Raw genomic sequence first — 13,926 nt, 5'->3', positions numbered from 1 at the left:
CAAAGTATATTTTAAGATTAATCAAAGTCAACTTCTATTTTTACTATATTATCCACCTGTTCGCCATTAAAACGATAAAAATCGCCCATTAATAACAAACCGTTATCATTTGTTGATGTTTTGGTTTCAATTACCTGGTTCAATTCACCCAAAAACAGGCCGGGAACATTAAATTTCTGCATGGCTTCACCTTCCATTGTCAATATCAGGAAACCCTGTCGTGTAATGCCATCATACTTTGTGAAAGTACCCGACATTACAACAAAATCATGATCATTTAGAATAGTAGCAAAGTTAGCTGTTCCGCCTTCCATCTTTCTAAGTTTAAAAGTCGGATCAACCGTACCGTCATGATTCAGCATAACTACGCCAGAGCATGGAACACCATTGAATTCAGTAAACATACCCACAAGCATTGCTTTCTTCCGTTTCTTATTATAACGTATCTTGGTTATCGTTCCATTGGCTCCTGTTCCTATATTTTGTAGAAATTGCTGATCGATGTTACCGTTTTTATCGATTCGTACGATATTATTCACGTTTATTCCATCAAAAGAATTAATGCTACCTACAATAACAACACCATCTTCCTCATCCATATAAGCATCTTGAACCACTCCATTGACACCTTCCTTGTTTTTACGATAATCCTCGTCCAGTGCCCCTAAATTATTCATGCGCAATACTGTTTTGACAGGAGTGAATTCATACGCCAATTCTTCCGCATATGATCTGTCTATATCTATTTTACAATACTGGGTAATGTTTCCTACTGCAATTACTTTGTCATCTGATGTAACAAATGTGGCTACAGGTGCTTCTTTCGTTCCTCCATTAAATCGAGTGATTCTGGTTGATATCAGCCGTCCATTTTTGATACTTGGAAGCTGTTTATTATCAAACATCATTCCAATACCATGATCCACTTTCATCATATTATTCACCGAAGTGGGCTGTTCACGCTGTACAGGGTAATACTGTGTAAACTTTCCAGAGATTAAAACGTTTGGATTATTTCCTGACTTATCATTATTAAAATAAGAAATCGATTTGGCATAATAGCTATAAGAACCGCCTTCACCTGAATTAGGATTCTTAAGATCATGACCGATCCCCTGACCACTATCTATTTTATAATAAGTTCCGTTCCATCCACCGGCTACACTTCCTTTATTATCAATCCAGGCTATGCAACGAATACGAGCGTCGCTACTTGTCAATGGCATAAAGTTACCTACTAAATGATAATGTTCCTTTTGAGACCAATGTTCCAAACAACTATAAATTGCACCCGGAATACGCTTTTGAACTACATACCCTTTATCAACGCTTACATTACCCAACACAGTAAGTTTAGGACCATAGAAAATCTGTCCATTCAACAAGATATGTGCAATTCCGGAACTAAGACTTTCCGGAACTTTTACTGTAATTGTTGTATCAGTAGCTAATACTATTTCCGCTTTTTCATTGGAGATAAAAAAACTAAAATCCGGTTTTCCTTGCTGATTGAACCATTTAGATAATCCTTTAGCCTTATAAGTAACCAACTCACCCGGATAAGCCCTATCAGGCGAAGGAGCATCAACTAAAAATCTTATACCGTAAGGCTCTTTTCCCCCGGCATACGGATCGCCTTCTATTTCTTCATCAGAATTGCATCCTGCGAAAGACAGGACTACACAAAGACACATCAGCATCTTTATCAAACGGGATTCTATCTCATATTGATATGCTTTCATAGTTATTCTGTTTTATTAAATTGAGAAAGTTCATCAATGCCCTCTTCTATCGCTTTTAAAGCAAATAATCTTCTGTCAAAACCAAAATCATGATCGGTCATACGAAGTACATGAACAACTCCATTCTTGGGTTGTATATCCGATGTGGCTACATATGCATTCTTTAAATCACTCACAGTAATATCATATATATACGAATAAAGTATCTGGCGGGGGCCCACATATTTCACTCCATTAGCATCACCATACACCACTCCTACATTCATTGGCAGTCCACCATACGTAATGAATGTCTGTCCCGGATAAGCAGCAATCGCAGTCGTATCAATTTGAGGAATATCTTTAAGCGTATATTTATCTTTAAGTATATACATAGATAAATATTCCCTCCATACAGAAGGTTTTATCTGCTTCAGATTCTTAATACTGTCATTACCCATTTGATACCACATTTTATTCAGCAGAGCGACACTTCTGCGGATAGACCAGTTAGTCGGTGCAAAGAATGTTACATTTTCTTCCTCAAATACCTCTTCCATATTTGCAAGCCTGATAATTTCAATAAGATCGGAAAAATAATCATTTTTAGGATCATCTTTAGGGGATCTTGACTGGAGAAACTCCATTATTGTTCCATCATAATATGGATTACTTTTTCCTCCATCTATCAGATAACTATCGTTTGTACAATTACTCATAAATATAGGTATGGTAATAACAGCAATAACTAGCTGCCATATCTTTATCTTACTTTTCATATCCTTGTTTTTATAATTACGTATTTATTCTATTTACTCCCAAAAAAGATTGAGCTGTATATTCGTATTATTTTTCAGCACATCTCTATGTAAAGGCCATGTCCATGCACCTACATTAAAATCCGTACGCCTGATCGGATGCGCACAATATGCGATATTAGAAATTTTTCCGGTTCGTACCAGATCATAATAATAATGCCCTTCTCCAATCAGTTCTCTTTGTCGTTCCCAAAATATAGCATCCTGCAACTCTTTTCCTGAAGAGAAGCTTTCTGACGCACCGGCTCTATGACGAATCCGGTTCAATAACTCATTAGCTTTTGTATCATTGGTCCCTAAAGCCGCCAGTGCTTCAGCGTATAGCAATAACGCTCCGGCATACCGGAAAACAATCTGGTTTCCCGAATTAGAAGTTATACTATTGTTTCCATAATAATCAATATTCAAAAACTTTATTATTTCGGTACGATTCACACTGGAAGCCGAATACATATTTTCATCGAACCAATATGATTTCCGTAAATCTTCTTCCATATAAGGGAAGATCTTCTCTATATAGTTACCATCATAATAATACATGGGATTCTCGTTGGCTCCTTTATGTCTATAAACTACATTATTAGAGAATACAGCTATCGATGAAAAGACTTCATTGGAAGCATTGATATTTTGTGCTATTTCAAAAAGGCCCTCGTTAGATCCTCCCTTGAACACATTTGAGATCCGGCTTATTTCTAACAGTTCATAAGCTCCGTCATTCTGTTCCAACTGTTCGCCCAAATTAACCACATTCTGATAATAAGTTGTTTTATTTTGTTCATCGAATTGAGCCAACCAGAGATTGATATGCATCATCAACGCAATGACCGATCCACGAGATGCTCTTACTCCTTTTTTTGCATTTGAATTATATGTCCAAGGTAAAAAACAGTCTTCAGGACTATTGCCTAAAGCTCCTGTTCTTAAGTCTTCTAGACAACTTTGAAGCACAGTAACCATGTTAGTTCGTGGCAAAGATGCTGAATTATACGCTATCGTATAATAGGGAACATCACCAAAAGCTCTCACCATAAAGAAATAAGCCAAATTTCTAAGAAAGACAGCCTCTGCTTTGAACATCCGATATTCTTCTTCAGTAAGAGCAGAGACTTGATCTATCTCTTTAACCAAGATATTGGCAGTCTGTATAACTTCATAAAATGGTTTCCATTTAGTAGTCTCTCCAAAAGGGGTATTGGGAGAATTTCTTAACTCATTCATTTCATTTCCTGCCAAGTAAGTAACCCTTCTACCTTCATCATTATTATTATATGGCGAGATAGAGGCGCAACGCATATCACCACTTGCAGTAAGAAATGCACCATTGCCCATAGTTGCCTTTCTCAAATTAGAGTAAGCGCTCATCAAGAAGCCTTCCACATTGGCGGCATTGCCATCAATCCAGAATTCGTCACCGGGAAGTTTATCTTCGCTCTTTACTTCCAACAAGCCACAACTTGTCAGCAGAAACGAACAAGCCGCTATTATTAAAGAATATATTTTTTTCATAATCACTGATTTATCCGTTTAAAAATCAATTGAAATTCCCATTGTATAGTTACGACTATTCGGATATCCTCCTGATACATCATACCCCAAACTATTTACATTTTCCGGATTTACACCTGAATATTTGGAGAAGGTGTAAATGTTATTTACACTAGCATTCAACTGTACCCGTTCTACTCTCAAAAAGTCCAATACTTTTTTAGGTAAAACATAAGAGATTGAAACGCCATTAATTTTCAGGAAAGATCCGTCTTCCATGAAGAGTGTCTGGTCCGGACGGAAAAAATTCACCTGATGATCGGCTGTTCCTCCACGAATGTAATCGAACGGATTGGGATACTTGGCATATATATGATCTTCTTTCCAAAAATCAAATGCTTCTATAGGCGTTATCGCCCCACTCCCATTCAGGTCTTTTGAAAGAGGATTTCCATAAGCAGCAAAGCGATCGGCTAATGCTTTATTGATAATATCCCTTTTTATCGTGAAAGAAAAGTTTGTGTTGATGGAGAATGATTTATATCTCAAGTTCGCATTAAATCCACCTGTCAACCGAGGTTGAGAGTTACCAACTACCACCTTATCTTTATCATCTATTATATAGTCTCCATTAACATCCACCCATATCGGGTCGCCAGCCTGCATATAAACATATCCGTTATTTTTATTATTAGCAGCTTTCATTCGTTCACCGGTAGCCGGATTTACCGGTACATCTTCATCTCTTGCATAAACTCCTTTATTCACCAATAAATAATTTGCTAATGCATTCGACCCTAAACGGTTGATTATTTTAGCGTCACTATTAATGATTTGCCTGGCCTCATTCGGCAACTTAGCGATCACATCCTTATTCATAGCCAATGACAGTGATAAATCTAACGTCCAGGGGCTCTGCTGAGGTAATGGTCGACCGCCAATTAATATTTCAAATCCATAATTCACCAAACTTGTTTCAATACTTCTTACTTTTTCAAATGCATTATGGTCAGCTAGTTCTATATCACTCAATTGGTTATCAGTCTGTCTGTAATATAAGTCACCTGTAAAACGGAGTCTGCTATTGAAGAGACTCAACTCTGTACCCAAATTCCATGTAGTAGAAGTAACCGGTTTCAAGTTGTCATTTGGTAACAAACCGTAATCAATCGGAATTATAGGCATACCATTATATGTATCATTCCCTAGTAGATAAGTACCCCAAATGTCATACCGGGTAGCTCTGTACTTAGTTGTTCGTCCCCAACTAACACGCAATGCGCCTGTGCTCAATTGGTTCCAATTATCAGCAAAAGCTTCACGACTAAAGTTCCATTTAAATCCGAGTGACGGACTAATGGTCCATTTTATTTTCTTACCATATGTGGAATTCGCTTCAGGACGTATATTAGGAGTGAATATATAACGTTCACCTCGTGGACCTATCGAACCTAAATTAAAGCTTGGATCTATAATGAAAGAAAGGGTGTTTTCATCCTCTACAAATGAGGTAGTTCCCTCTGATTTACTATGCATCGATCCAGGTCCCCAAATATAATCACTACCTCCTCCTACTAATTTAACCGTATTATGACTTCTTTTGTTAGTCGAAATTTCTACACCAGCCCGAAGTCCTAATCTGAATATTCTAAAATCCAATGACCTGGCTAAAACGGTACGTGCATATAAATTATAACTGTTCTGACTCAAATTATACCATTCGGACCTATTATTATTTAATATTCCTGGCGTAAACGTCTCTCTTTCAGTCGTATTATATTTATATCCAAAGATCCCATCAAGTGTAAATTCATAAGGTAGTTTGTATACCATACGTATGCTCGCATCGTATGCAGTATTTACATTATTATCGTCCACAGAAAATGCTGCTAACGCTTCGCTGGCTGATATATACATAGACGGCGGAGGTAATAATGAAGAAGCTGACGATCCCTTTGCAACACCTGATTGAGTAAAAGCATTACCACTACCCTGACTGTTCAGTGTGAACGTTGCGGAAACATTGACATCCATCTCAAATTTATCATTCGGACTATAACCTAATCGCGCCTTAAGACCATACCGATTGAAATCCGTATTTTTCACAATTCCTTTTTCGGTATAATAATTACCATTAATCAAGTAATTGAATTTTGAAGTACCTCCAGAGAAACTCAAGTTATGTGTTTGATTATGAGTCACACCATAAAAACGTCCTTGCCAGTCTGTATTATTATTCCAATAAGGATTCAAGCTATCTGCCAATGCCGGAAAATTATGTATTTCATTGTGCCCGAAATAACTGGAAGTGTCATTCTGTAATATTTGCATGATACGCATATTCCTTTCAGCATTACCAATAGCAACATCTCTCAATCTTGGAGGAGTTTTAATCACATAATTACCCGAATAAGAAACTTTGGGAGGGCCATTACCTCTCTTCGTTTCGATAATAATTACACCATAAGCACCTTTAGAACCATATAAGGAGGTTGCGGCAGCATCTTTTAAAATTTCCATTCTCTGAATGTTTTCAAAAGGTATCATGGAAAGCGGGCTCACAGTAGCTCCTGACAATAAACCTGACGCATCGACATCAGAGTTCATGTCTATATTTTCCAAAGGAATTCCATCGACCACAAAAAGAGGTGCTGACGAACCTAGTACAAAATCTTCTCCTTGCTTGGTTATTGAAATATCCGAAATACCACGTAATGTAAAACTAGGCACCCCCCCCGGTGTACCATTCTGTATCTGTATATTCAACCCGGGAACACGACCTTGCAACAACTCCATGGCATTTGCCACCGGAGTATTTACAAGATCTTCTGCTTCAACAACCTGTACAGAAGCGGTCACAGCCGCCCTACTCTTTTTCTGATAGCCGACAACTACCGTCTCATCCAGCATGTTTTCCGATAAGCTCATCAATACAGTCATCTTAGACATTTCTTTCGTGATTTTCCTAACAACCGGTTCGTAGCCTACATACGTAAATGTAACATTTGCCGGCACAGGCACCTGCAATGTAAATTCACCATCTTTATTAGTGGAAATTGAGTGTCGTGAATCAATTTTCCCCGATTTATCGCGTACGACTACCGAAACATATGGAAGTGGCTGATTGTCATTCTTGTCTTTAACAACTCCACTTATGAGCACCTCTTGTGCAAAAGCTTCTAATGAAGCAAACAGACACAACAAGCCCAATATGATATATTTATGTATCTTTTTCATATAAATTCATCTAACAAAGTTTATTCATAATCCCTAAATTCCGGAGCACCTTCTGCAAACACAACGATAACTTCCCAATGCGCTTCTTTGTAAATTCCAAATTCTATTTCGAAATACGAATCTAAACGATATCCCATAGCAGTAATTCTATCATACGCAAAACGCAGTTTAAGCAAATTACCTTCACTATTGGTATACTTAGAAGGAACTTGAACCAAAGGCATAGGATATACAACGTCATATTTTACATAATCAGCCCCCATCTCCTTATTGAATCCATGAATCAATTCGTCCCATTTTGTTTGATTAAATTTCTCTGGCGAAATAGGAGTATAATCTGAATTATAAAAGCGAAAAGTCAGAGTTTTAGTTTTATCTGTATTTTCCTTATTCTCCCGCAGATAGACTTGTATTTTTTCGGACGAAGTGTAACTCCCTGACTCCAATACAATGGAACGGGCCGCAGTTGCCGGAATATAATCTTTATCTTTTATCAGACCGGTTTCCGAATCATAAATGGAAGGTTCAAAATCACTCTCTCTCAAAGGTACTAACTGCAAATTATTAAAATATTTATATCCACCTTTATTCTCAACCTTTACATCAAACAAATAGCCTTTACTTGGAGAGCAATTAACAAATGCCGACATAGCATTAGAATACATCACAAATTCTCCTGAATGTTTACGTATCTGAAATAGCGGACGATATTCTAGCGTTCTTTTGGCTTCAATTTCTTCAAGAGTTTTCTCTGTTCCAAGATAAGGACTTTTCCATACGGTTACCGGAAACACATCAGTCAGCTCTGGTGCCGGACTACCATCTGCCTTCACTATACGAGTTATTTCAAATGTCAAAGGGAGCGTTGAATTTCCTGATTGAAAATTATTTGAGAACAAAGTTGTTCTACCCAATACCGGTTTATATAGCTGTTGAGTAAAATTAACTTCCCGATCAAATGCTTCTTGTACATCAGGCAAGAATTTTTCAACACACGAGGTATTCAGAAAAAAGTATGCTCCTATTCCGAGAATGCAAAAGAACTTTATGAATCTATTTTTTCTCATTTCCGTAGTCTTTAAAATAATTAATAAACTTATCGTAACCGAAATTATGTTGATTGGTCAGAAGATGAATAACTGCATTACGAGTATAAATATCATGCCAAACAACGTTTGTAGATTTCCATAAATCTTTCAACTGACTGTTATTCATATCACTAAGAGTGAAATTTCGGACTCCTTCTCCCACAATGCCGGAAGCCGTCTGCCGAGTACAAGATACATTCATTTGATATTTATATTTGTATGACTCTAAAGAAAGACTTTCTTGTGCTTCTATGATCTTTTTCGTATCATACTTTCCTGTGAATATATATCGGCAAAGTAATGTGTCTACGCATGCTCTATAATCATAATGCCTTATCTCAATGATAGGATTCTCCGGATCATCCTTATTAGGAATTTCAATTTCAACATCAAAGGGTTCAATAAGTAACTCTTTAAAAAAAAGTGCTTTCCCTAGTTTCTTTTGTTCGCGATAAGTGTTGAGCTGGTCAAATGAATATTCGAAACATTCATTCGGTACAGCAAACACGGTAAAATACTCATCGTCTTTTTCCAACTGTTCTTTTAAACCGGGAACAGCATTGATAATGACAAGCATTGAATCATATTTCTGATTAAACAAATGGCTTGCCTCATCGGAAAGATATTCCAAAAAAGTGCCATCATACTCTTCAACTTCAACCGGCGGAGTGTAAGCAACTGACTCATAATCCCGGCAAGCACCGAAAAGTACTATAATTATTACTCCAATTATTATTGCGGATTTATTCATAGTATATATTTTTAATTTACGTATTTATATCAATCTAATATCTGGTGAAATCTGTTCCAAAACAAAAGTTTTCAGAATCATTGCCAGTAAGTATTTTGCTCAATCATAGAATTGCTAAGAATATCCTGATCAATAGGCCAGTAAATACCTCCTTCATTGATTAGTTTTCGTAGCTTTGTATCATTATTCAACAATTTCTCCTGACGTATCCGGTCGTACCATCGCCAACCCTCTCCCATAAGTTCTCTTCTTCTCTCCTCAAAAACAGCTTGAATAACTTTTGACTTATCACTATTAAAATCCTTTTTATAAGACACTGTACTCATTCCTCTGGCAGTTCTGATTGTATTAAGATGTACTAGTGCCTGTTCCGGTTGATTTATTGCACACAAAGCTTCAGCGCGAAGTAATGTGATGTCTTCAAGACGGCTGAATACCAGCGCTGATCCGAAAATAGCATAATCATTAGTCGCAGCATTACCATTCTGAATGACTTTAATCTTACTAAAAATAGGATATTGAGATTCAACATTATGAACATAACTGGTATAATATTTACCACTCTTAGAATCAATGCCGAACCTTTGATCATCTACATTATTAAATATGGAAAACAAACTATCTTTTGAAACGTACATATCAGGAGTACTTTTCTGCACAAGCGGAGCAGCTAATGTCAATCCTTCAAGATGTCCATTCTGTGATGCCTCGCTTTCATTATGATCAAAAGTAAACCCTACGATACGGGATACCCTCCAGTCGGAGTTGGTGAGAAAGAGTCCCTGTGAGGAGGTAAGATCTGCTACACCAATATATTTTGCCTCTACACGACTCGCATTGTCCATAATATACGCAGCATAAGTTTCTGCATTCAAATAATTTCCTTCCCAAGCTGCGATGTGTGCAAGAATTGCATATACAGACAATTTATTCAATAAGATGCCTTGCCAGTCTTTCCCTTCTTTACCATAATAAAGGCTTGTTTTAGAGCCTAACTGGAAAGGTAGTACTGTTGCTGCATTTTCTAGTTCTTCTTTCGCATAGCTCAACACAAGTTTGGCGTCCGTCCGCTCCATCCTAGGAAAAGAACCATTATCATACGAATAAGTAACTAAAGGAACATCTCCCCATATGCGTACCATATTGAAGTAAGCAAAAGCTCTTAGTACTCTAGCTTGTGCTATATCCAACATCAGATTTTCCTCTGAATAGGATTTATCTTTCTCAAAAGTTCCCGGAGCCTTTTCTATAAAAATAGAAGCTGCGTTTATAACAGCATAAAATCTTCTCCAATTAGAAATTTCCTTCATTATCGGAAATGGCTCGTTCAGATTGTTATCTACGACTGCCTGAAGATCAAGACGATCAGTTACACTAAAATCTCCTCCGCGTAAATCACCACAAATCCAATATGCATTATTTTCAACTAAAGCAGCTCGCATCAAGCCATATACTCCCATCAATGCAGCACGAGTATCTTCAAGAGTACTCCATTGCTGATCTTCCTTAGCTATACGTTTGGATTCTACATCTAAAAAATCATTACAGGAAGCAAGTATCATGGAAAAGCCAACACCCAATAACAGTAAAAAGTGCGTTGTTTTTCGATATAAATTACTGAACATATTACTATATTTTGAGGTTAAAATTTGAAACGTAAGCCTAAGGATGCAGAACGAGGAATAGGCATAGAGTAGCCATCATAATTGCCATTGAAACCAACTAATTCAGGGTCGTTGCCAGAGAAACCTGTAATAGTAAACAAATTGTTGGCTGTCAAGTAGAAATAAAGACTTTTGACTATCCGGTTCTTTTCTCCTTTTAATGGAAGAGTATAGCCTACAGTCACATTTCTCAATTTTAAATATGAAAGTTTTTCTAAGAATAAATCTTGCTCTGCTCTATATGGATGCACTTTACTCAACGGATTATAGATAGGATAATCATCTTTCTGATTCGGCAATTCTTGCCAAAAGAATATTTCTTTTACAGAACGGATGGACTTCGTACGATCTAATGTCATAAAATCATAACGCTGTTGATCTCTGACATTCAGTGCGCTATGCCCCAAAGCAAAAAAACAATGAAAGCTAAAATCAAACTGTTTATATTTAAATTGATTAGTTAATCCTCCTGTAAACCGAGGAAGTGCATGACCTTTCAACACTCGGTCATTATCATCAATTATATTATCTCCATTAACATCTGTCCACTTCGGATCACCTTTTTGGAAGGGAACTCCATTTATACTCAACGGTTTACCATCCTTAACCGGAACCTCACTGTTATCAGCATAGATCCCATTATTCTGATAAATCCAGAAAGCATCAACCGACTTGCCTACTTCAAATTTACGACTATTGGTAACAACTTCATTCAATCCTGAAGGTAGTTTTTTCAACTCATTCTGGTTGAAACTCATATTCAAAGAAATATCCCAACTTAAACGATTCGGATCATTTATAGCAAGCGGAGAAACCGATACGTTCATTTCGGCACCTCTATTGGATATTTCCATTCCATTAACAAACCTGTATTTATATCCAAACTCTTGATATACAGGCATCTGAAGAATAATATCTTTTTCCCGGTTTTCATAAAAACTAAGCCCGATATTAACACGGTTATTTAAGAAAGAGGCATTCAAATCAATACCTAATTTATCCGAATAAGGCCATCCCATACCATAATCTACCCAGCCTATTGAATAAGGACGAGTTACTGTTGCAAAACCATTGGAAGAAGATATCATTGATTGTCCACTCCATCCCAACTCTGACGAAACATAGTTGGGACCTAATGTAAATCTGTCTGATTGTACTAGATGCCCTAAGCGTGCCCATGAAGCTTTTAATGACAGTTTAGAAAAAAGAGTTGAATTATTAAAAAATTGTTTTCTCAAGTCCCATCCTAAAGAAAAAGCAGGAGAAAACAACCAGCGTTTATCCAACTGAACATTAGAAGCACCATCGTATCTTATTAATGCACTTGCATATAAAAGCTTTTTAAAATTATAATCCAAAGCAAATGAAGTAGAAACCAACCGTGTTTCCAATCGGTCCGCAAAACGATAAACTCTTGTAAAACCTCCTGAGTTACTGGTCGTTTTTGTATCGTCTTCTCCATCATATCCCTTACTATAATTATAATGATAGTAATCACTTTGTATCGAACCATCCCAACGAAGATCTAATGCATGAGCAGGAGTCAAATCAAATAAATATCCAGCTGAAGCGTTACCAATCAATCGTCTGTTGTATCCTGAATAATCAGAAACAAAACTGACAGACTCCATAAGGGTAGAAGGCCAGAATACATGACGCACATTAGTATTATAATCCAGAAGAACTCCAACATTCACATGAAAGCGATTTTTGATATAGCGCATAGATAAATAGCCATTCAACAAATTGTTCAGATTTTCTTCTTTGGTCAAATTATCATAACCAAGAAAACGCTCATAGGCTCCACCACTAGGCGCAATTGGGGTAGACAAATCAGGTAAATATTCCATCTCCGTCAAACGATCCAAGAAGTTTTTGTTTCTTTTACGATCAATTCTATTCGCATTGATATAAGTACTCACAGTAAAACCTGATATAGGAGTTATATTCAAAGCAAAACCAATGTTATATTTGGTATTTCCCACATTTTTTATAACTCCGGACTCCTCGGTAAGTCCTAATGTAAATATATAATTAGCCAATGAGTTTTCACCTCCAATGGATGCGCTCACATTATATAGAGGAGAAGATTTATAATAGGAATCAGCCCAGTCTGGTTCTCCAAAATAAGATGATTCTCTTGGATCTGCTAAATAAGAAGGATAATATTGTTGTTCAGCAGGTATCTTATAAGTATCATAAAACTTTTGTCGAAATGCCCTTTCATATCCTCCATTAGTCATTTTTACTTTAGAAGGAGCAAAAACAATTCCTCCAGACGCATTAATAGAGACATTGCTACCACCATAGTATCCATCTTTTGTCACAATCCAGATAGCACCGTTAGCTGCCAAAGGGCCTAATTTAGCTAAAGCCAGAGGATCTTTAATAACTTCAATAGATTCAATGGCCTGCATATCCAATCCGGCTAGAATATTAGTTGCACTCCCAATAGGATTTACATCGTATTGTTTTATATCATACATATACGGATGATCCAAAGAAAGCGGAATACCATTTACATAAACAGCCGGTTGAACGCCCGAAACATCTTTATTGGAAAAAATCGGAGATGAAATTCCCCTAATCAACATGCTTTGTATACTCCCTGATTCACCATTGTTTTCCTGGGTATACACACCGGATGCATTTCCTTTAAGCAACTGTTGAATAGAGAGAAATTGAGAGCGTTGCAAATTCTTAATATCGACAGTATCATTCGTCTTATCAGAATCCATTCCCCGATTTACAACTAAACGAGGTCCTACATTAAAAAGTAATTTTTCTTTTCTTGAAAACTTTCTTTTTCTATAGACTCCCAAAGAATCAGAATTCTCAGGAGGAGTATTTGACTTGGATGCTATTGTCCCACCAAATCCTAAAAAGCCTACAGCGACAAGTAAACGGCAAAAAGGCTTTTGCAAAGAAAAATCAGGTAAAGTTACCACCATGCTATTAGATTTATAAGTTTTTTAGATCATATAAGTATTAGTTATGCATTAATTGCAGTACAAAAGTGCGAGTTATCCAATAAAAAGAAGTCCTATAATCATTCAGAAACGTACAATTTTGAATCATAATTGCCATAATTTATAATAGGTTTAAAAATCATGCAACATTAGTCCAGAAATCATGCAGAGGGTATAAAAGAAACTTATA

At 36.7% G+C, this 13,926-nt stretch carries 8 protein-coding genes; all 8 read right to left on the bottom strand.

Annotated features, from left to right (window positions below; translation table 11 throughout):
• Positions 1-17: 17 nt before the first annotated feature.
• Positions 18-1,742 (bottom strand): DUF5124 domain-containing protein, encoded by a 1,725-nt coding sequence (locus BACFIN_RS09475; protein WP_007753604.1) that lies wholly within the window; start codon positions 1,740-1,742, stop codon positions 18-20.
• 2 nt (positions 1,743-1,744) lie between these two features.
• Entirely contained in the window at positions 1,745-2,500 is a 756-nt protein-coding gene (locus BACFIN_RS09480) for a fasciclin domain-containing protein (RefSeq protein WP_007753603.1), read from the bottom strand.
• Between the two features lie 33 nt (positions 2,501-2,533).
• Entirely contained in the window at positions 2,534-4,048 is a 1,515-nt protein-coding gene (locus BACFIN_RS09485) for a RagB/SusD family nutrient uptake outer membrane protein (protein WP_007753595.1), read from the bottom strand.
• 18 nt (positions 4,049-4,066) lie between these two features.
• A complete protein-coding gene (locus BACFIN_RS09490) occupies positions 4,067-7,264 on the bottom strand; it encodes a SusC/RagA family TonB-linked outer membrane protein (protein ID WP_007753579.1) in 3,198 nt (1,065 codons plus the stop codon).
• A 20-nt stretch (positions 7,265-7,284) separates the two neighbouring features.
• On the bottom strand, positions 7,285-8,331 hold the full coding sequence (locus BACFIN_RS09495) for a DUF5007 domain-containing protein (RefSeq protein ID WP_007753578.1): 1,047 nt from the start codon (positions 8,329-8,331) through the stop codon (positions 7,285-7,287).
• Complete coding sequence (locus tag BACFIN_RS09500) at positions 8,318-9,103, bottom strand: hypothetical protein (protein WP_007753577.1); 786 nt, start codon at positions 9,101-9,103, stop codon at positions 8,318-8,320. Before BACFIN_RS09500 ends, BACFIN_RS09495 begins: the two co-directional genes overlap by 14 nt.
• Before the next feature lie 77 nt (positions 9,104-9,180).
• Positions 9,181-10,728, bottom strand: coding sequence for a RagB/SusD family nutrient uptake outer membrane protein (locus BACFIN_RS09505; protein WP_050761266.1), 1,548 nt, complete (start codon positions 10,726-10,728; stop codon positions 9,181-9,183).
• Positions 10,729-10,745: 17 nt separating this feature from the next.
• Positions 10,746-13,718, bottom strand: a complete 2,973-nt coding sequence (locus BACFIN_RS09510) for a SusC/RagA family TonB-linked outer membrane protein (protein ID WP_007753575.1) — start codon at positions 13,716-13,718, stop codon at positions 10,746-10,748.
• Positions 13,719-13,926 lie beyond the last annotated feature (208 nt).

Source organism: Bacteroides finegoldii DSM 17565 (assembly GCF_000156195.1).
GTDB lineage: Bacteria > Bacteroidota > Bacteroidia > Bacteroidales > Bacteroidaceae > Bacteroides > Bacteroides finegoldii.
This window is presented reverse-complemented; position numbering and strand designations above follow the sequence as displayed.

Excerpts from the sequence above, each read along its gene's own strand:
- BACFIN_RS09475 (WP_007753604.1), bottom strand. The coding sequence starts at position 1,742 with ATGAAAGCATATCAATATGAGATAGAATCCCGTTTGATAAAGATGCTG.
- BACFIN_RS09480 (WP_007753603.1), bottom strand. The coding sequence starts at position 2,500 with ATGAAAAGTAAGATAAAGATATGGCAGCTAGTTATTGCTGTTATTACC.
- BACFIN_RS09485 (WP_007753595.1), bottom strand. The coding sequence starts at position 4,048 with ATGAAAAAAATATATTCTTTAATAATAGCGGCTTGTTCGTTTCTGCTG.
- BACFIN_RS09490 (WP_007753579.1), bottom strand. The coding sequence starts at position 7,264 with ATGAAAAAGATACATAAATATATCATATTGGGCTTGTTGTGTCTGTTT.
- BACFIN_RS09495 (WP_007753578.1), bottom strand. The coding sequence starts at position 8,331 with ATGAGAAAAAATAGATTCATAAAGTTCTTTTGCATTCTCGGAATAGGA.
- BACFIN_RS09500 (WP_007753577.1), bottom strand. The coding sequence starts at position 9,103 with ATGAATAAATCCGCAATAATAATTGGAGTAATAATTATAGTACTTTTC.
- BACFIN_RS09505 (WP_050761266.1), bottom strand. The coding sequence starts at position 10,728 with ATGTTCAGTAATTTATATCGAAAAACAACGCACTTTTTACTGTTATTG.
- BACFIN_RS09510 (WP_007753575.1), bottom strand. The coding sequence starts at position 13,718 with ATGGTGGTAACTTTACCTGATTTTTCTTTGCAAAAGCCTTTTTGCCGT.